At 52.3% G+C, this 19,488-nt stretch carries 20 protein-coding genes and 1 riboswitch; of the genes, 8 read left to right on the top strand and 12 right to left on the bottom strand.

Going from position 1 to position 19,488, the window contains the following annotated elements; all coding sequences use genetic code 11:
* The first annotated feature begins 157 nt into the window (after positions 1–157).
* Positions 158–1,096, top strand: a complete 939-nt coding sequence (locus ACM5QY_RS21235; RefSeq protein ID WP_416122557.1) for a YbeF family transcriptional regulator — start codon at positions 158–160, stop codon at positions 1,094–1,096.
* A gap of 308 nt (positions 1,097–1,404) precedes the next feature.
* Positions 1,405–2,370 (top strand): lipoyl synthase, encoded by a 966-nt coding sequence (lipA, locus tag ACM5QY_RS21240; protein ID WP_104922949.1) that lies wholly within the window; start codon positions 1,405–1,407, stop codon positions 2,368–2,370.
* A gap of 101 nt (positions 2,371–2,471) precedes the next feature.
* On the opposite strand, the gene tatE is transcribed toward lipA, so the two are convergent.
* A complete protein-coding gene (gene tatE / locus ACM5QY_RS21245; RefSeq protein WP_416122558.1) occupies positions 2,472–2,675 on the bottom strand; it encodes a twin-arginine translocase subunit TatE in 204 nt (67 codons plus the stop codon).
* A 258-nt stretch (positions 2,676–2,933) separates the two neighbouring features.
* Here tatE and ACM5QY_RS21250 point away from each other — a divergent pair, with 258 nt between their 5' ends.
* Positions 2,934–3,998 carry a diguanylate cyclase gene (locus ACM5QY_RS21250; protein ID WP_416122559.1) on the top strand — a complete coding sequence of 355 codons (1,065 nt, stop codon included), beginning with the start codon at positions 2,934–2,936 and terminating at the stop codon, positions 3,996–3,998.
* Positions 3,999–4,047: 49 nt separating this feature from the next.
* On the opposite strand, the gene ACM5QY_RS21255 is transcribed toward ACM5QY_RS21250, so the two are convergent.
* The 5 genes from ACM5QY_RS21255 to ACM5QY_RS21275 form a co-directional block, all read right to left on the bottom strand.
* Positions 4,048–4,845: an amino acid ABC transporter ATP-binding protein gene (locus ACM5QY_RS21255; RefSeq protein ID WP_416122560.1), complete on the bottom strand. Its 798-nt coding sequence runs from the start codon at positions 4,843–4,845 to the stop codon at positions 4,048–4,050.
* Positions 4,842–5,825, bottom strand: a complete 984-nt coding sequence (locus ACM5QY_RS21260) for an amino acid ABC transporter permease (RefSeq protein ID WP_416122561.1) — start codon at positions 5,823–5,825, stop codon at positions 4,842–4,844. Before ACM5QY_RS21260 ends, ACM5QY_RS21255 begins: the two co-directional genes overlap by 4 nt.
* Positions 5,822–6,730, bottom strand: a complete 909-nt coding sequence (locus ACM5QY_RS21265) for an ABC transporter substrate-binding protein (RefSeq protein WP_416122562.1) — start codon at positions 6,728–6,730, stop codon at positions 5,822–5,824. The genes ACM5QY_RS21260 and ACM5QY_RS21265 overlap by 4 nt, the downstream gene beginning before the upstream one ends.
* A 181-nt stretch (positions 6,731–6,911) precedes the next feature.
* The gene (locus ACM5QY_RS21270; protein WP_416122563.1) at positions 6,912–7,706 is read right to left on the bottom strand and encodes a deaminated glutathione amidase; all 795 of its coding nucleotides are present in this window, start codon (positions 7,704–7,706) and stop codon (positions 6,912–6,914) included.
* A 13-nt stretch (positions 7,707–7,719) separates the two neighbouring features.
* A complete protein-coding gene (locus ACM5QY_RS21275; protein ID WP_416122564.1) occupies positions 7,720–8,682 on the bottom strand; it encodes a substrate-binding domain-containing protein in 963 nt (320 codons plus the stop codon).
* Positions 8,683–8,892: 210 nt separating this feature from the next.
* On the opposite strand from ACM5QY_RS21275, the gene ACM5QY_RS21280 reads away from it, so the two are divergent.
* A complete protein-coding gene (locus ACM5QY_RS21280; protein WP_416122565.1) occupies positions 8,893–10,239 on the top strand; it encodes an aminotransferase class I/II-fold pyridoxal phosphate-dependent enzyme in 1,347 nt (448 codons plus the stop codon).
* Positions 10,240–10,242: 3 nt separating this feature from the next.
* On the opposite strand, the gene ACM5QY_RS21285 is transcribed toward ACM5QY_RS21280, so the two are convergent.
* Positions 10,243–10,674, bottom strand: coding sequence for a GNAT family N-acetyltransferase (locus ACM5QY_RS21285; protein WP_416122566.1), 432 nt, complete (start codon positions 10,672–10,674; stop codon positions 10,243–10,245).
* Between the two features lie 72 nt (positions 10,675–10,746).
* Positions 10,747–10,809, top strand: a riboswitch (Fluoride riboswitch).
* Between the two features lie 65 nt (positions 10,810–10,874).
* On the opposite strand from ACM5QY_RS21285, the gene crcB reads away from it, so the two are divergent.
* The 3 genes from crcB to ACM5QY_RS21300 all read left to right on the top strand — a co-directional run bounded on the left by crcB (position 10,875) and on the right by ACM5QY_RS21300 (position 13,574).
* The gene (gene crcB, locus ACM5QY_RS21290; protein ID WP_416122567.1) at positions 10,875–11,258 is read left to right on the top strand and encodes a fluoride efflux transporter CrcB; all 384 of its coding nucleotides are present in this window, start codon (positions 10,875–10,877) and stop codon (positions 11,256–11,258) included.
* Positions 11,259–11,720: 462 nt separating this feature from the next.
* Entirely contained in the window at positions 11,721–12,377 is a 657-nt protein-coding gene (locus ACM5QY_RS21295; RefSeq protein WP_416122568.1) for a TetR/AcrR family transcriptional regulator, read from the top strand.
* 9 nt (positions 12,378–12,386) lie between these two features.
* Entirely contained in the window at positions 12,387–13,574 is a 1,188-nt protein-coding gene (locus ACM5QY_RS21300) for a multidrug effflux MFS transporter (protein ID WP_416122569.1), read from the top strand.
* Between the two features lie 76 nt (positions 13,575–13,650).
* Here the strand turns inward: ACM5QY_RS21300 and cspE are convergent, their stop codons facing one another.
* The 4 genes from cspE to ACM5QY_RS21320 all read right to left on the bottom strand — a co-directional run bounded on the left by cspE (position 13,651) and on the right by ACM5QY_RS21320 (position 18,389).
* Positions 13,651–13,860: a transcription antiterminator/RNA stability regulator CspE gene (gene cspE, locus ACM5QY_RS21305; protein WP_009636912.1), complete on the bottom strand. Its 210-nt coding sequence runs from the start codon at positions 13,858–13,860 to the stop codon at positions 13,651–13,653.
* A 177-nt stretch (positions 13,861–14,037) separates the two neighbouring features.
* Positions 14,038–14,781 (bottom strand): DUF2076 domain-containing protein, encoded by a 744-nt coding sequence (locus tag ACM5QY_RS21310; RefSeq protein ID WP_416122570.1) that lies wholly within the window; start codon positions 14,779–14,781, stop codon positions 14,038–14,040.
* A gap of 183 nt (positions 14,782–14,964) precedes the next feature.
* Positions 14,965–16,098, bottom strand: a complete 1,134-nt coding sequence (locus ACM5QY_RS21315) for an ABC transporter substrate-binding protein (protein ID WP_416122571.1) — start codon at positions 16,096–16,098, stop codon at positions 14,965–14,967.
* A 188-nt stretch (positions 16,099–16,286) separates the two neighbouring features.
* A complete protein-coding gene (locus ACM5QY_RS21320) occupies positions 16,287–18,389 on the bottom strand; it encodes a prolyl oligopeptidase family serine peptidase (RefSeq protein WP_416122572.1) in 2,103 nt (700 codons plus the stop codon).
* A 289-nt stretch (positions 18,390–18,678) separates the two neighbouring features.
* Between ACM5QY_RS21320 and ACM5QY_RS21325 the strand changes: the two genes are divergently transcribed.
* Positions 18,679–18,924 carry a hypothetical protein gene (locus ACM5QY_RS21325; protein WP_104922965.1) on the top strand — a complete coding sequence of 82 codons (246 nt, stop codon included), beginning with the start codon at positions 18,679–18,681 and terminating at the stop codon, positions 18,922–18,924.
* 42 nt (positions 18,925–18,966) lie between these two features.
* Here the strand turns inward: ACM5QY_RS21325 and ACM5QY_RS21330 are convergent, their stop codons facing one another.
* Positions 18,967–19,485: a cupin domain-containing protein gene (locus ACM5QY_RS21330; protein WP_416122573.1), complete on the bottom strand. Its 519-nt coding sequence runs from the start codon at positions 19,483–19,485 to the stop codon at positions 18,967–18,969.
* Between the last annotated feature and the right edge of the window lie 3 nt (positions 19,486–19,488).

The following is a 19,488-nucleotide window of genomic DNA, read 5'->3' on the forward strand; positions in this document are numbered from 1 at the left end:
TCAGCAACTGATTATCAGGCATATCAACGTTTTAGACGCTATACTTCGCATTCTTGTTTATTATCACCCGCTGAATTTACAGCATTTTATCGCTTACGGATAAGCACGCTTCCCGGCTCCAGACCGGGACAGTCCTCCACACTGCCGGGAAAGTTTTATGGACGATAAAGATATCAGTGCCAGCCTGAATAAACTTCGCAACCTTGATCTCAACTTGCTTACTGTTTTCGAAGCAGTGTACCTGCATAAAGGCATTGTTCACGCCGCCAAAGCGCTGAACCTGACACCGTCCTCGGTGAGTCAGTCTATTCAAAAATTGCGCAATACGTTTCCTGATCCTTTGTTTATCCGCAACGGACAGGGCATCAGCCCGACCGCGTATGCCATTAATTTGCATAAGCACATCAGCCAGGGATTGAATTCGATTCTCACCGGCCTGGACTTCACACACGATAATGATAAATCCCGTGTTCTGACCATCAGTTGCTATCCGTTTGTCGCGTTGCAGACATTCCCGCTGATCCTCAAAGAGCTGATGAAAATTAACAGCAACTACACGCTCAAACATCTGCCACTCAGCGATCCGGAAGATACCCTTATTCAGCACCGTGCCGATTTAGTGATTGATACCGGCCCGCTGTTCAACAAATCGCTCAAAGGCATCCGGCTGATGTCTGACACCACCGTGTTTGTGTGCAGAAAGAACCATCCGACGCTGAAAAAAACCATTACGCTCGAACAGGCGCTGACCATGCCGCAAACCACGGTCATGACTAACGCCAGCGATCTCAAACGCATACAATTTGAGCTCAGTGATTCCTTGCCAGATCGTCCGATTGTTTTCACCAGCTACAACGGGATCAATATTCTCTCGATGATCTCCAGCACGGATTTATTGGGAATATTACCGAAAAGAATGGTCGAACTGCTCAAAGACAGTTTTCCGGTAGATATTCTTGAATCTGATATTCCTACCGTATCGTTTGATATCACGATGTATTACAACAAAACGGCAAAAAGCGATAAAACGCTGAGCATGATCATTGATGCTATCCATCAGGCTTTTTCGCAGGCTGAACCGCTTTCCTCTGACTAAAATACAGAGGCTGGAAAAATATTTACACACCATTAACACCGAAAGAAGAGAACGCGGAAGTGACTTAAAAGGTTCTATTTATCAAAAAATTAAGAGATAAATTGGGACGGTTTTTAAAGTAAAAAGTCATCGTCAGGTTAAAAAAATGCAGCATTTAGCACTTCAGGCCATGTGTAAGGGCTGAATCCGGTGATGCTTCAATGATATAATTTTCGCATTATTTCTACTTTTTTTGATGAATCAGCCAGTTCATTGAATGTCCTGAAAAAACTCGAGTTACGAGAGACGAACCTGGAAGCTGCTAGATTATGAGTAAACCGATTCAGATGGAACGCGGCGTCAAATACCGCGATGCAGATAAGATGGCGTTAATCCCGGTGAAAACCGTGGTCAGTGACCGGCAGGAAATGTTACGTAAGCCGGCATGGATGAAAATCAAATTGCCTGCTGACTCAACGAAAATTCAGGGCATTAAATCCGCACTGCGCAAAAATGGCCTTCACTCTGTCTGTGAAGAAGCCGCATGCCCCAACCTTTCAGAATGCTTTAACCACGGTACCGCGACCTTCATGATCCTCGGCGCGATTTGTACCCGCCGCTGCCCGTTCTGCGACGTGGCACACGGACGTCCTACTGCGCCGGACGCCAATGAGCCAGAAAAACTGGGTCAGACAATTGCCGATATGGGTCTGCGCTATGTGGTGATCACGTCGGTTGACCGCGATGATTTACGTGACGGCGGCGCACAGCACTTTGCCGACTGTATCACGGCCATTCGCGCTAAAAACCCGACGATCAAAATCGAAACGCTGGTGCCTGATTTCCGTGGACGTATGGATCGCGCGCTGGAAATTCTTAATGCCAGCCCGCCGGATGTGTTTAACCATAATCTGGAAAACGTACCGCGTGTTTACCGTCAGGTTCGTCCGGGCGCTAACTACGAGTGGTCCCTGACGTTACTGCAACGCTTCAAAGAAGCGCATCCGGAGATCCCTACCAAATCAGGCCTGATGGTCGGTCTGGGTGAAACGAACGAAGAAATCATTGAAGTAATGCGCGACCTCCGTCGTCACGGCGTTACTATGCTGACGCTGGGTCAGTACCTGCAGCCAAGCCGTCACCATTTGCCGGTGCAGCGTTATGTCAGCCCGGAAGAGTTTGACCAGATGAAAGAAGCCGCAATGGAAATGGGCTTTACGCACGCTGCCTGTGGCCCGTTTGTGCGTTCGTCTTATCACGCCGATCTGCAAGCCAAAGGGTTAGAAGTTAAGTAATATCTCGTTACTTCTTGATGCCCAAAACGCAAAAAGGTTGTTCGCAAGAACAACCTTTTCTATTCACAAAACGTAAGACCGGAAATTATCCCGGATAAAACTCAGTCTTTGTGCTCTACACGTTCGGCTGGTTTTTCTTCGGCAGGCGTTTTTTCGGCTGGAGTCTGATCATCACTCATGGCTTTTTTGAAGCCACGCAGTGCAGCGCCCAGGTCACCGCCCAGAGAACGCAGTTTGCTGGTACCGAACAACAGAACGATCAGCACGCCGACCACCAACAACTTAGTAATACTTAGACCTTCCATACATACCTTCTTTACACTGAGAGCTGGGATACAGCAGTGACAATTTGCCGTTATTAACGGCCATTCGCGACGTTAATACAACCCGAAAATGTAACAGAACGGATCCAGAACTGTGCGCATTGTAACCAGAGTAAGCTATTATGAGCTTCAATAGCTCGCCCATAAAGTATTTCTGTTTTAAAAACCGGTAAACCGCCTTCAAATTTGATTTCGACCAGATTGACTAATCGGGGTTAGTTAACCCTGTAATGAGAACCAATGCTGAAAAAGCTTCATACGAATCTGGTTAACGATACTCATCATTCCGGAATGCGTTTTGCGAGACGGACTTATTTACCCCGTATTGTCGGGTTGGGTACAGGCAGTTTTTGTGTCGGTTCGGTCATGATCGAACACACAACGCCTGGCTGGCTTTGGCTATTACTGTTTTTCAACGGATTCATCTGGCCACACATTGCCTACTGGAAAGCGAAGCGCTCACCGACACCGTTTATCAGTGAAATTAATAACCTGCAGGCGGATGCCATTTTCGGTGGCATCTGGATTGCGGTGATGGGCTTCAATGCCCTGCCCTCCGCCACCATTTTTGCCATGATGGGGATGAATAATATCTCGGCTGGCGGTCAGCGGTTATTCTTCCGGTGTGTCATTGCACAAATCACCGTCGCCATCGCGCTGCTGTTAGTTGCCGATATTCCCTTCATGCCGGAAACGACGCCGTTCCAGCTCTATCTCTGCCTGCCGATGATCATGATTTACCCGATTTTTCTCGGCAATGTCACCTACCGCACATCGAAAAAGCTGGCCGAACATAAACAAGCCATCATGCAAATCAGCGTGCGTGACGGGCTGACCGGGCTGTACAACCGCCGTCACTGGGAATCGTTGCTCAATAACGAGCTGGAAAATTTTCGGCGCTACCGGCATAAAACCACGCTGGTGCTGATCGACATCGATCACTTCAAGGCTATTAACGACAATTACGGCCACAGCATCGGCGATCAGGCCATTATTCTGCTGGCGCAGGAATTACAGCAAACCATGCGAACCGCCGATATTATCGGCCGTTTCGGGGGGGATGAGTTTGCCGCTATTTTGCCACACAGTACCGAATTACAAGCCAAGCGCGCGATAGAACGTTTGCAGAGCCGTCTCGATAACAGCCTGTTCCCGCACCATCCTGAATTGAAAATCCATATCAGCGCAGGCATTGCCGAATGTGACGATATTCAGGAAACGGCGACACACTGGCTGAATGCGGCGGATCATGCGTTGTATGAAGCCAAAAAAAACGGGCGAAACCGGGTGGAAACGGCAAGTTAATCCTGCCAGACGCCCTGTTTCTGCCCGTTTGGTTTTCCAGCTGTAAACATCAGATAAAGCGGCTGAGAAACGCCTGCGTACGCGGATGCTGCGGATTCACCAAAACATCATCCGCCGCGCCCTGCTCGACAACATAACCGCGATCCATAAATACCACCCGGTCAGCCGCCTCTTTCGCAAACCCAATCTCATGCGTGACCACAATCATGGTCAGCCCTTGCTGCGCAAGATCACGCATCGTCGCCAGCACTTCCCCGACCAGTTCAGGGTCGAGCGCTGACGTCGGCTCATCAAACAACATCAGTTTCGGTTTCACGGCCAGCGCACGGGCAATCGCCACACGCTGCTGCTGACCACCGGAAAGATGGCGCGGATAAGCATCGGCCTTGTCGCTCAGCCCGACTTTTTGCAACAACTCGCGGGCATATTTTTCGGCGTCATGACGGCTTTCCTTATGCACCCCAACCGGCGCTTCAATAATATTTTGCAGCACGGTCATATGGGGATACAGATTAAATTGCTGAAACACCATCCCGATATCACGACGCTGGCGCGCAATCGCCCGTTCGGACAATTTATGCAGCCTCTCGCCGCGCAGCTCATAACCAATTTGCTCGCCGCCCACCATAATGGAACCCCGGTCGATATCTTCCAGATGGTTAATACAGCGCAGGAACGTGGATTTTCCGGAACCGGAAGGCCCTAAAATCACCACAACTTCGCTGGGTTTAACATCCAGATCAATGCCTTTCAGCACTTCGTTATCGCCATAGCTTTTATGTACGTTGCGGGCAACAACCAGAGATGCCGTTTCGGATGACTGTGCGTCGGCAGAAAGTTGACTCATACGTCCTCCTTGCGGGCCAGGCCCGGTGAATTCATAACGGGGATCGCTTTCTCTTCCGCATTCCCCAGACGACGTTTGGCGCTCGCTACCGTCCGGCGTGTGCCGCGGGAATAATAGCGTTCAATCGCCGACTGCCCGAGGTTCAGCACTGACGTGATCAGCAGATACCAAACCACTGCCACCATCAGCATCGGCACCACTTCAAAGGTGCGGTTATAAATGGTTTGCACCGAGTACAACAAATCGCCCATGGCAATAACGCTGACCAGCGATGTCGCTTTGATCATGCTGATCAGCTGATTACCGGTTGGCGGTATAATCGAGCGCATCGCCTGCGGAATAATAATCCGACGCAACGCACGGCCACGGCTCATCCCGAAGGCTTGCGCTGTTTCGGCCTGACCGTTATCCACAGACAGCAGACCAGCACGAATGATTTCCGCCATATAGGCCGCTTCATTGAGCGCCAGCCCCGCAATCGCAGCGGTCAGTGGCGTGATCAGATCATTGGTATTCCAGCTCATGTACTCCGGGCCGAACGGGATCCCCAAAACCACACGGGGGAATAACGTCGACATGTTGTACCAGAACAACAGTTGCACCAGCAGCGGCGTGCCACGGAAAAACCAGATGTACAAACCGGCCAGTTTGCGCAGCAACAGGCTGTCGGACAGGCGGGCGATCGCCAGCATCAGGCCAATGAACACCCCGAGCAACATGGACACCACGGTAAGGCCGAGCGTAACGCCCAGACCTTTGATGATCGTCGCTTCCGTGAACCATTGCGCGACCACATGCCATTCGAAATTCGGGTTATGCGAAACGGCCCAAATCACATCAGCAGCAATCAGCAGCACAACAATCCACGCAATCCAGCGGCCAATGTTGCGTGGCGCGTGGGAAAACTCAACGTTACGTCGTGGATCCTGCGTATAGTCGTCCTTGACTGCCGGCTTTGAACTATACGTTTTATCGGTCATTTAGGTTGTGCCTTTGCCAGATTGATTCCCGGTGCCGGGATCATGTTGCCTTCCAGACCCCATTTTTTCATGATGATGGCGTAAGTCCCGTTATCGAACAGTTTTTGGTATCCCGCCAGAATCGCGTCGCGCACCGGGGAATCCTTCGCGACCACCGTTCCCTGGAAAATATCGCCAAAACCGTTGGATTTGCCAGTGCCGGTCAGCTCCAGCTGGCCATTCGCTTTCTCAACGAAATAGGTCAGCGGTGCCTGAGATGAGAAGAAAGCGTCTGAACGGTTGGAGCGCACGGCCAGAATGGAGGTAGGCTGGTCAGAGAAAGATTGCACGGTGACAGCCGGCTTGCCGTCTTTCACGCATACGTCAGACTGCTTGCGGATCACCTGTTCGGCAGAACCGCCCGCCATGACGGCGATGCGTTTACCGCAGGTATCGTCCAGAGAATTGATTTTTTCCGGATTACCTTTGCGTACGCCGAACACAACGTACTCTTTCACAAAATCAATAAAATCATTTTTCGCCTGACGATCCGGGTAATCACCAATCGGGCCGATGCCCATCTGATAACGCCCTGCCGCCATTCCGCTCAGGATACCGGATAAACCGCTCACGGAAGCGTGCTCAATTTTTACACCCAGTACTTCTGCCAGCGCATGCGCCAGATCAGCGCTCGCGCCGTCCAGACCGTTCGACCCGGTCACGATTTCATACGGGGGAAACGAGCCGTTGTTCACAGAGGTCATCACACCGGATTTTTGAATATCTGCCGGTAATTTGGCGTGAATTGCCGGATCCATCGTCTGAGCCGGGATCGTGACAGTTTCAGCAGCAAAGGCATTTACGGACGTTACGGAAAGTAATGCAGCGGTCAGTACAGCAGCCTGACGTAGTTGTTTTGCCATCATTCTCTTATTCCTCTGTGTAAAAAGTCGGTCTGTGAGTTTATGAATGTTGTGTATTTATAATTAAACCTTCCCTGGCCCGAATCTTATTTAGGTCTTATGAAAAACGAGTTCCCTGGTGAGGCGCTCGGTACTGCTTTATTCACCGGACGGTGCAGCCGTTGAGGACCGGCTGCGGTCAGGTTTAGTCATTGCGCAGTTGCGGCAAACCAAAGCGGCGGTTCGCCAGCACGGGCAATACTTTACGGGCATGAGCCAGACGATCTTTGTCCAGCTCAGCAAAAAACAGCGCAGGTGCCTCCGCCGCACGGGCAATCGCCACGCCGAGCGGATCAACCACCATACTGTTACCGATATTACGTTCACCACATTCGCCGACGGCGACCATATACGTGGTGTTTTCCAGCGCACGGGCCGTGACCAGCACTTCCCAATGCATTTCTTTGAGCGGACCTTTGACCCACGCAGCGGGCAAGACCAGCACGTCTGCGCCATCAAGTACCAGACGGCGCGCCAGCTCAGGGAAACGCACGTCATAACAGGTCATCAGGCCGACATTAAAACCGGCAATCTCAACCAGCGGCGGCACATCACTGCCCGGCGTCACATTTTTCGATTCCTGCGAGGAGAACGCATCGTAAAGATGCAGCTTACGGTATTCTGAAATGATTTCACCATTTCGGATAGAAATCAGAACGTTAAACGCACGACCATCCGGTGCAGGCGTGTGAACGCTCATCATGGTCGTCATCTGGTTGCCCAGGCTGGCGGCCAGGAGCTGGCTGACAAACGGACCATCCAGCGGTTGTGCGGCTTTCAGAACCAGATCCGGATCAGTGATATCGCGCGCCAGAATACCCTCCGGCAACACCAGCAAATCCGCGTCCTCTTCCAGAGATTTCGCCATCAGCGAAAGGCAGGTTTCAACGTTGGCTTCCCATTCGCGGGAAACGGCAAACTGACCTAATGCAACTTTCATTTCTACTCTCCCGTCACTTTTGTGTGGCGAACTGAGGGAACAAATCAGCCGGTGTCAGACGCTGCGCCGTCAGCCTCTGGGCATGCAATTCATGGGCAAAATCGTCAATCATTTTCTCATTGGCGGCGAAACCGTTTGCGTTCCAGTCCGATGGCAAATCCACCACCGTGCGACGCAAATCATCCAGCAGCCACGGTGTGGTATCGGCATATTTCGCGCGTTTCTCCATCCAGATTTCATATGAACGGTCAATAATTTCGCTCAGCGCCTGCGGCAACCACGGATGCTCTTCGGCCAGCGCGGGTTTGATGGCCAGCAGATGAATGCCGGGGATGTAGCTCACACGCTGAAAATAGGCCAGCTCTGCCGCACGGAAATCGGGCTGGAACTGGCGGAAACCGGAATCAGGCTTGAAGAAACCTTCAGGCATAAATGGCGTAAATACGGCGTCCAGCCAGCCTTCCTGCAACAGTTCCATCATCGGACGCTCTTCCGGTACCGCCTCAATGCGCCCTTCGCGGCCAAAGCCGGCAAGACGATCCACAATCGGGTGCGATCCGGTCAGGCGACCCACGTACCAGTTGGCGTCTTCGATACCGACACCTTCCAGCGCCAGAAGCGTGCGGGTCCAGGTGTTGCCTGAATCCTGCCAGCCGGTCAGGCCAATGCGCTTGCCCGCCAGCTGAGAAAGTTCGGTTAGCGGGCTGTCTTCGCGGGTGATGATGCAGCGCTGACGGAAGCCGCGCATCAGGAAGTGTGGGATCGCCAGCAAATCGGATTCACCGCGAGCCCGCCCCTGCGCATAACGGCTGAAGGACACTTCACCCGCGTCATATTTGTCGCTGGTCGCCAGGTTATCCACCAGCGTTCCCACACGATCTATCTCAAGATTAAACCCTTCAGGTTTAAGGTCGCCCAACGCCAGCGGCGTAAAATAATCCCAGTCACGAACTGCCAGCCTGATGGTAATCGTCACATCTATCCCCTTAAGTGTCAGCATGGTTGATATGCAGAAAGACAACTGTGCGTTCACAAACCTTATCCCAAACGCACCAAATTCTTTTACGAAGGAGATCATGCTCAGCGTAATGTGATTATTTTATCGCCTCCGTTGGCTAAGTTTGATACTAATGGCATAAATTAATATGTACAATAGAATCTTTGTTACTGAACAAAAGGCAAAAACATGGCAGATAAACCCCTCGAAAAAACGCTGGATGCAGAATGGTTAGCGACACAATTACAGGATCGTTCGATGCGGGGCATTGCGATTGAAACAGCGGCGATGATCCGGTCTGGCGTGATCGAGATCGGAACGCATCTGCCTGCTGTCCGTGAACTGGCACAGGCGTTGGGCGTCAGCCCGGCCACGGTATCTGCCGCCTGGGGCCAGCTTCGTCGCCAGAAAGTGATTGCAGGGCGAGGCCGTAACGGCGTCTGGGTGTGCGGTGACATGCTGTCGCCCCGCCCCGCGCGGTTTGAAAAAATTGGTAACTTTGGCGAGCATATTATTGCGGATCTGGCGCTGTCATCGCCCGACCCGGCCCTTTTGCCTGATTTGCGCGATGCCATGCTGCATGGTGTCGGAGCTGATAACCTGAACAGCTATCAGCGCGAAGCCATCGCGCCTTCGCTGCTGGAAGCGGCGCGGCATGACTGGCCTTACGACGCACCGGCTTTTATGTCCGCTGATGGCGGATTTGACGGCATGAACCTCACACTGCAAACCCTGCTGATGCAAGGTTCCGTCGTGGCGATTGAAGACCCGACCGCCACGCGTTTGCTCGATATGCTGGATAATCTCGGCGCGCAGGTGATCCCGGTAAAATGCGATGAATTCGGCCCGACGCCGGAGTCACTGAGTCTGGCGTTGTCCAAAAATCCCTCGGCGTTTATTTACCAGCCGCGCACCCATTCGCACTGCGGCCACGCCATGAATGCCGGGCGTTATACGGAGCTTGCCGACATTCTCAGCCACACCAATACGCTGATTATTGAGGATGATGGCATCGGGCAATTGTCCTGTCACCCGCCCGTCAGCATGGGCAGTTTATTGCCGGATCGCACGGTGCATGTCCGTTCGTATTCCAAGGCGTACGGGCCAGATTTACGGCTGGCAGTGATTTCCGGTTCTAAAGATCTCATCAAACAAATTAAATCGTTCCGTAATTTTGGGGCGGGATGGTCGAGCCGTATTTTGCAGGAAGCTCTTGCGTGGCTGATCAAAGATTCAAAAACGCAGGAAAGCATTGCTCACGCAAAAGCGGTTTACGCCCAACGTCGCAAAGCCATGTCGGACGCCCTGCGCATTCGTGGGGTGAATATCCCTGAGCGCGACGGGCTGGCGATGTGGATCCCCGTTCCGTCCGAACAGTTTGCGCTGGTCACGCTGGCGGCACGCGGTATCGCGGTGTTACCCGGTGAACGCAGCCGCATCGGGCCGGGGCAGTTCATCCGCATCAGCACCAGTCAGATTAAGCCGGAGCAGGTCGATTTAATCGCCGACGCCATCGTTCTGGCACTGGGCGCGTGATGGTCAGTGGGGCGTCAGCTTTTTCATCAGATATTTAGGCGATTCTTCATACTCCGCACGGGCGTAAAACACGTGTGCGCGGACACGACGTGTATGGCTGTGAACTTCCATCCGGTCACAGCCACGGTCGGCGGCCAGACGCTCGGCTTCGTCGAGTAGCTTTTGCCCGATGCCTTCGCCACGCGATTCGCTGCTTACACACAAATAACTGATACGACAGAAATCACCGGCAAGGGCAATTTGGGGGATAAAATGCAGCGAGATAAAACCCACGGCGCGGCCTTCGCTCTCGGCCACCAACAGGCGGCTGTCGGGATTAGCGGCCATGCCTGCAACCCGTTCTGCGATTACTTCCGTCGTATTGGGGTAATCCAAATCACCGAGTAATCCCGCCAGTATTTGCGCGTCATCAACAACACCGTTTCTGATTAACATGGTTTTTCCCTTGTAAAATCTGTTTCTAATTCGCGGCTACACAATCGCTATCACACACTGTAAACTTACTGCCTGCAATATGGAGATGACATTCCTCCCAAACCGCCTTTACCGGCTGATGATGTCTACGCAATCTCGCGAGAGGTTCGTAGCGTCGTGCCCGGGCCTTTCTGAATTTCACTTATTTTTAAGGTTTTTCTATGTTCAGTACCTTTCTTGCTGTGTTGATTGGTGGTGCGGTTGGCAGTGTCGCTCGCTGGTATCTTGGGCTAAAAATGAATGCGATTACGCCTGTCGTGCCGCTCGGTACACTGGCTGTCAACCTCATTGGCGCATTTATCATTGGCCTGGCCATTGCGATTTTTGGCCGCATGAACAGCGTCGATCCGGTAGTCAAAGCGCTCATCACCACCGGTTTTTGTGGCGGCCTGACGACCTTTTCCACATTTTCACTCGAAGTGGTGACGCTGTTGCAAATGGGCCGCTTTGGCGACGCCCTGCTTAATATCGCGCTTAACCTTTTCGGTTCGATTGCCCTGACGCTTCTTGGTTTCATGCTGGTCAGCTGGTACACGGCGCACTGATCTTACCTTCCGGCGATGCCTTTTTAATGACAACGGGCATCGCCGTAAGAAATTTGTGACACAGCTTCACATCTCACCGGTGTTTCTTAATGTTTCCTTCATATTATCTGCAGATAATGGCAAAACCTGATCAGGTTTATAACTGAGGTTTGCCATGTTTTCTGTTCCAAAAACGTCGTCTGAATTTCTGACTGTTGCCCTCTGCGTTCTTACCGTAGTGGCTTTTTTGCAGGCATATTTTGGATAGGCTGATGCGCCGTGCGCGCCCGTAGTGCCCCTCTTCTGCCGACGGCGCATTGATGATAAATGCGCCGTTTGCCTTTCTTAAACGGTGCAAACCGCGCTGAAACGAAATGTCACTTTTCGTTCCATTCATAATACAAATATTTACCTGTTCCTCCTTATTGCCTATAATTGAGAATGATCGTTCACACCCATTTTCAACAGAGGTGCCAGGTATCTATGCTTCACCCACAACTTTGCAGTAAAGACGCGCGCATCAGCGCCCGGCGCGATCAGATTATAGCCGCCGCCCGACTGTGTTTTCGCAAACACGGTTTTCATGGCGCAGGCATGGCGGAAATCGCCAAAACGTCGCAGCTCAGTGTGGGCCAGATTTACCGGTATTTCGCCAATAAAGACGCCATCATCGAAGAAATTGTTCGTCGTATCGTGATGAAGAAGATCCGGCTGATGACCGGCAACGCGCATAATTTGCAGCAGGTTGCTCACAATCTGGCGCACCGCCGGATTGGCAATTTAAGCGCGCCTTACAAAGAAGATCAGTGTACCGAGCAAAAAGAACAGGCAGAAATTGACCACGCGCTGATGCTGGAAGTCGCCGCAGAAGCGACCCGCAATCCTGTCGTGGAAAAAATCTGGCGCGATTCAGAAAAAGAGCTGTTCAACGAAGCAAAATCCCTTCTCAGTGCCACATTCCCGCAATTTTCAGAAGCAGAAATGACGGCGAAAGTAGAATCGCTGGCGGTGATCTGTGAGGGCACTGCTTTCCGACGTATGACTACCGTTCACGCCGACGCAGAGCTCCTGGAAGCCTTATATAATCGCTACTTCCAGGATCTCTTTGAAACGGATCTATCCACCCGCAAACTGGAATAAACTTTTACCATGAGCGCTCATCTGCAAGAAAAACGCCTGGGTTATGCCCTGGTTCTCGGCTCCCTTGCCGCCCTCGGCCCGCTATGTACGGATTTATATCTGCCCGCATTGCCTGAAATGGCCGGCGACCTCCAAACGTCTACCGCCAGCGCGCAGCTGAGCCTGACTGCCGGATTACTTGGCCTCGGTTTCGGTCAGTTATTGTTTGGCCCGCTGAGTGACCGTCATGGCCGGATGCGGCCTTTACTGTGGTCGCTGGCGTTGCTGCTCGCCACCTCAGTCTGGTGCGCCGTGGCGCAGGACATTAATCAGCTGGTCGTCGCCCGTTTGTTGCAGGGCATTGCGGGCGCAGGCGGTGCAGTGCTTTCACGCGCCATCGCCAGAGATCTCTATAACGGCCACGAACTCACACGGTTCTTCGCGTTGCTGATGCTGGTGAACGGGCTCGCGCCAATTGTCGCCCCGGTTCTGGGCGGTGCGATGCTAAACTGGATGAACTGGCGGGGAATTTTCGCCGTACTGGCCTTCGTCGCCATTCTGCTTTTCAGCTTCTCATCGCTGAAACTTCATGAAACCCTGCTGCCGGAACGCCGGTCTCAGGGCGGTATTTTCAGCATGTTAGGGTCGGTATTTGGCCTGCTGAAACACCGTCCGTTTATGGGCCTCTGTCTGACGCAAGGTTTCGTTATGGCAGGGATGTTTGCTTACATCGGCGCGTCGCCTTTCGTACTGCAACAGATTTACCACCTCAGCCCGCAGATGTTCAGCCTGTGCTTTGCGATTAACGGCATCGGGCTGGTGATTTCTGCGCAGGCTTCCACGCGCCTCAGCCGCCGTTTCGGTGAAATGGCGCTGGTCAAAGCCGGGTTAGTGATCGCCGCCGTATCGTCTGTGGCACTGGTAATTGCCGCCAGCCTGGACGCGCCGCTGGTGACGCTGCTGGTTCCGCTGTTCTTCTCGGTGATGGTGATCGGGATTATCGGGCCGAATGCCGGTTCGCTGGCGATGCAAAGTCAGGGCAAAAATGCGGGGAGCGCGTCGGCGCTGCTGGGCGTGTGTATGTTTGCGCTTGGGGCGATTGCCGTGCCGGTTACCGGTTTTGGCAGTATGCCTGCGCTGTCGATGGGCCTGACGATTTTGGGTTGCTACGCGATCGCGATCTTGATGTTCGTGACGCTGGTACGCAAAACGGCTTAAGGTTTATCGTTATACGCACCAATGTACACGCAAAAAAAAACCCGCTTCGGCGGGTTTTTTAAGAAATCGGCTAAAGTCAGATAGCGATAACGTTAGCAGCCGACGGGCCTTTGGCACCATTGGTGATTTCGAACTCTACGCGTTGGCCTTCAGCAAGGGTTTTGAAACCGTTGCTGGAAATAGCAGAGAAATGAACGAAAACATCTTTGCTGCCATCTTCAGGGGTAATGAAACCAAAACCTTTTGATTCATTGAACCACTTAACGCTACCTTTAATCTTAGACATCAAACTTACCTTTACGTGAATGTTGGACACAAAACGTGTGTCAAATACAGTACAGCAACAGATTTAAGTTTTGTCCAGAATTCTGATTGCAATAAGAGATAAAGCTCTCACTCTTCGCTTTCTGTCGCCGTTTTCTGCTGCCAGAACAGCCTTTAATAGTCTTCTGACATCAACCGGTTAGAAGAACGAGTCGTCGTCGTTGCTGTATTCATCCGAATTAAAATCGTCAGAACCAAATCCTAAATCCGAATTGTCATTACGTAATGAGGCATCTTCCCAGGAAGGCACATTGCTGTCCAGGCCCTGCGAGTTGTCGAGGAAGCTGCTGTCGGCAGGATTCAGATCCTGCACCGGCGGCTCTTCAATGATATTGACGATTTCCTGGGGCTGACTGTGATGGAACATGCCGGTCAGCATATCGGCCAGCACAACCCCACCCGCCACACCGGCGGCGGTGCGCAGCGCACTGCCCAGAAAACCCGGTGCCTGTGGCGCGGCCTGAGCCGGGGCCTGCTGTTGTGGCGCGTATTGTGGCTGTTGCTGCTGAGGCTGTGCGCCCCAGGCTTGCGTACCCGGAATCGGCTGGCTGCCTTGTGAGGACTGATGCGCGGGCTCAGGCTGTGCCGAACCGCCGCCAAACAGCCCCGCCAGGAAACCGGTGCTTTGCGGTTTCGCATTCTGGGCCTGCTGTTGCAGCTGTTCGTTTTGCTGTTGCAGTTCCTTCACCTGGGCATTGAGCTTGGTCAACGCCGCTTCCTGAATAATCATTGCCTGCGCCATGTAATACGGGGCAGACGGTTGCTGGCGGATGTGAGCCTGAATCACACGTTCAGCTTCCGCATCGCGCGGTGCCGTATTGGACTCAGCCTGTTGTAAGCGACTAAAAAGCCCGTCAATTAAACGCTGTTCTTCAGATTGCATAAATTCACCTTGTTGATGTGTCGTACTACGCCAGTCGGCGTTATACAGATACAGTAATACAGTTATATTTTTGTATGAATTAACGGAGTGTCAACAAATGTGACGGAGGTAAAGTTTGGGCAGAAGCGCCGTGACGGGGTTGAAAACCCGCCTGCGAGGCCACAGGCGGGGAGAATCAAATACTTATTTCTTCGGTGACCAGCCCAGAATGAAATCCTGATCCGGCAGATTGGTGTAGTTACGCACCAGGTCGTGGTAGGTTTTTGCCGGATCCAGATTTTTAAACTGTTCCGGATAAATGAATTTCGCCAGATATTCCATCCCGACGATATTGTACGGGTGGTTGTAGAACTGGTGGTAAACGCCGTAAACGTGCTGGCCGCTGACCGCAGGGATCTGCGCCACGCCGGTACGGGAAAGCAGAACTTTCGCTTCTTTATCGATGCTGGCTTCATTCGCGCCATAACCGAACGGCAGAATGTGAGTTACGGAACCGTTTTTGCTCGGACGCGCTGAACCGGTCATGATGTAAACGTCCGGTTTCATGCTGATAACCTGCTCCAGCGAAACCGTGCCCGATGCGCCCGGCAGCAATTTAGTGCCGATATTATCCGCGCCTACTGCCTGAATCAGTTTGCCCCAGCCCGCGTCGCCGTGGGTAAAGCAGCAGGAGTCATCGCGACCGGCAATCGGTTCGATGAAGACGTCAGGCTTGTTTTTAATACCCGCAACGGCTTTCTGAATGTTCTGGAAGTGCTCGTTATAGAACGCGGTATACGCACGGGCATTGTCTTCCTGATTCACAATTTTACCCAACAGTTCAATGCTCGGTGCAGTGTCTTTCGCCGGATCCGCTTCGTAATCAACGAACACCACCGGGATATGCAGCGCCGCGAGTTTATCCAGCACGCCCGCCTGCGCCAGTGAATTCTTGGCACGTATCTGCGCAATCATCAGATCCGGCTTTTTGGAAATCACGGTTTCCAGATCAACCTGCCCTTTGTCCGTAAAGCCCATATCCAGAATCTTTGACGACTCAGGCCATTTGCTTTTCAGCATGTCCCAGGTACCGCTGTCGGTGGTTTTCAGCAGGTTATTCCAGGCCACGACGCGCTTGAACGGATCGGCTTTATCCAGCACGGCAAGCGCCAGAATATCGCGGCCATCCTGCAAAATAATGCGCTGCGGCGCTTTGTCGAGCGTCACTTTCTGCCCGCTGAGATCGGTAACCGTCAGCGGATAGGTGGTAGCAAAAGTGGAAAATGAGGCGGCCATCAGTCCTGCAACAGACAGCACGCGAGCGGTGTTCTTTAACATGCAAATCCCCGAAAATGAGAATGAATAAGAAATGATTTTGATAATTGTTATCAAATGAAGCGGAAATAATAAACAAGGAATGAATTGCGAGGCAATGCTTTTAAAAGGGAAAAAGCCTGATAAAACATGTCGAAATATGACTGAGCGGGAGGTATTCCCGCTCAGTCGCTAAACACAATGCGGGAAGATCAGGGTTTGCGTCCGATGAAATGCAGCAGGAACTCACTCACCAGCGCACGTTTAAACGCCGACTGCGTTTTGTCCGCCGCCGCGCTGTGCCCGCCTTCAGTGTTCTCATAGAAATACACGTCAGGAATGCCCAGCGCCTGCATTTTCGCCGCCATCTTACGCGCATGGTCCGGCCCGACCCGGTCATCACTGGTCGCGGTCGAGAACAATACCGGCGGATATTTTTTCTGCGGGTCAATATTGTGATACGGCGAGAACGCGCGAATATACGCCCATTCTTCCGGCTTTTGCGGGTCGCCGTATTCAGCAATCCACGAAGCACCGGCGGAAATCTGCGTATAGCGGTACATATCGAGAAGCGGTACTTCACAGACTATCGCGCCGAACAGTTCCGGATATCGCGTCAGCATATTGCCCACCAGCAGCCCGCCGTTGCTGCCGCCCTGCGCCGCCAGATGCGCCGGTGAGGTCATTTTGCTGGCAATCAGCGCCTTCGCGACAGCAGAAAAATCCTCATACGCGCGCAGGCGTTTTTCTTTCAGCGCAGCTTTATGCCACTCAGGCCCGTACTCGCCGCCGCCACGGATATTCGCCACCACGAAGACACCGCCGCGATCCATCCACGACACGCCGCTGACGCCCAGATAATAGGGCTCCAGCGACACTTCAAAACCACCATATCCGTACAACAGCGTCGGGTTTTTACCGTCATAAACTACGTCTTTGCGGCTGACCACGAAATAGGGCACGCGGGTGCCGTCATCAGATTGCGCAAAATGCTGGCTAACCTGATAGCGGGAGGCGTCGAAATGCGGCGGATCCTGCTTCAGCAATTCGGCTTCAGCGTCCGCGCCGTTATCCAGATTACCCAGAGACAAGCTGGCGGGTTGCAGGAAACCGCTGACGCTCATGAAGTAATCGTTGGTTTTGTCATCCACACCCCAGGCGCTGATTTTACTCAACTCCGGCACATGGCCGAACGGCTCACGCAGCCACTCGCCACTTTTTGGGGTCAGCACTTCAAGACGATTCACCACATCACGGGTCAGGCTGAGAATGATGTGATCACGTGTATGAGAGAAGCCGTTAAGCTGATCGCGGGTTTTCGTCACGCCGCTGAGTGCTGAACCGGTATCCGGGACAAACAGCGATTTCAGCGTGCGTTCACCGGCAATAAAAGCATCGAAATTCATGGTCAGCAATGAACCGGACGGCCAGACCTGCCCGTTTACCTGCCAATCGCTGGAAGGCTCGATGAGGATCCATTCCCGCCATGTCGTGAATTTTGCATCGGCCGGAATATCGATTTTGATCAGCGCGTGGACGTCATCCACCAGAAAAACTTCGCGATGATAAAAGTCGATGACCCGCACCACATAATTGCGTTTGTCGTGTTCGCCCACTTCCTGATAGCCAGCAGCCATCATGTCTTTTTGCCCGGCGCTGTACACCGTTACCGCTTCGCTGAGCGGCGTTCCGCGTTGCCAGATTTTCACGATACGCGGATAGCCGGAGTCGGTCATCGAGCCTTCGCCAAAATCGGTGGCGACAAACATATGGTCAAAATCAATCCAGCTGATACGGCTTTTGGCTACCGGCAGATAAAAACCGCCGGCGACAAATTCTTTAGTTTTCAAATCAAATTCGCGGACTTCACAGGCATCGCCACCGTCCGGTGAAAGCACAACAAAAGCACGTTCAAACCCCGGTTTCAGGTTCCAGAAGCCGGAGAAAACCCACTCAATATTTTCGGCTTTGCCCAGTGCGTCAACGTCAAGCACCGTTTCCCAGCGCGGTTCGGCTTTGCGGAATTCATCGAGCGTGGTTTTGCGCAGCAGCCCTTTTGGATTCTTCGCGTCCTGCCAGAAGTTGTACCAGTCATGGCCGCATTTCCAGACGCCAGGAATTTGGTCAGGAGAATTCAGCCCCTGAAGTACCTTTTCGCGGATCAGCTCAAAATCGTCCCCCTGCGTAAACGCGGAGAGCGTGATCGAATTTTGCTCATGTGCCCAGGCCAGCGCCTTTTCGTTGCGCAACCCTTCCAGCCACATAAATTCGTCCTGCACTTTCTCTGGCACTGCTTCGGGTAAATCGGTGGTCATATCGTCGCGTCCTTCCCGTCCTGAGAAATAAATCAAAAGTCAGAAATACCTTTTTTGCTCACGTCATTTCAAGCGTTTTTCAACTCTCTATGTTCTGCAAATTTGCTGAAAATTCCGAAACTGCGATCACAGAGGGTTCTCACGCCTCCTTTTTGTGAGTCAGTTCAAGCATTCAGATTATCTGAACGTCTATAAAGAAATCATTACCTTGTGATGACAAAAAATGACGTGAATCTGAGGTAGAAAGGGGTAACGAAAAATCAGGCTGCAACAGGAAAGGAGCGAAAATATGGAATGGAAGATCATAGATATCCTGAGTATCCCACAGACCGGACTGAAATATATCTGCATTCAGGCGTTTAAAAACCTGAAACTGATCCTGTCTGTGGATAATGACTTTACACTGCAAACCGGCGACACTTTAGAAATCACGCCGGAGGGGTATTCCCTGAACCGCCATCAGGCACAGAGCCTGAAAATTCATCGCATGATGCCGTATTGTCAGCAACGCTGGCAGTCACTGGGTATCCAGTGAGCACTTCTTCAATTTCATGAATGAATGCCAAAAAGCCGGTTATTACACCGGCTTTTTGTTGGCTTCTCTTCTTGTATCTGAAAGCCCGTCGTGATCACCGAATTCCTGCTCCGGCACATCCAGCCAGCAGTCTTTGCGCGTCGCTTCATATTCCTGATTCAGCGGATAATGAATGCGGTTTTCCGGCTTATTGGTTTCGCCAACCACCAGCAGACGTACTTCATCGTCGCTGTTATTGATGAAGGTATGACAAATCCCGGTGCCCTGTGGAAACGCCACGGCATCGCCGTGTTTAAGCCGGTGCAGATTGCCGTTGATCCACGCATCCGGATACCCTTCCAGTACATACGCAAACTCATCTTCTGAACTTTCTGCATGCGCGTAGCAGGTACGCCGCCCCGGCAGCAACCGTTCATGATGAATGCCAATACGCGTCAGCCCCAGCGTTTTACCCAGCGGCGCACCAATCGACATCAGTTCATCATCTCCCGGATAACGGCTGTCGTCCGGGCCTTCCAGCTCTCGCCAGTTGGCGATAAAGTCAGGTCTTTCCTTGCTCATCGT

Origin of the sequence: Rahnella sp. PCH160 (assembly GCF_047784855.1) — a bacterium.
GTDB lineage: Bacteria > Pseudomonadota > Gammaproteobacteria > Enterobacterales > Enterobacteriaceae > Rahnella.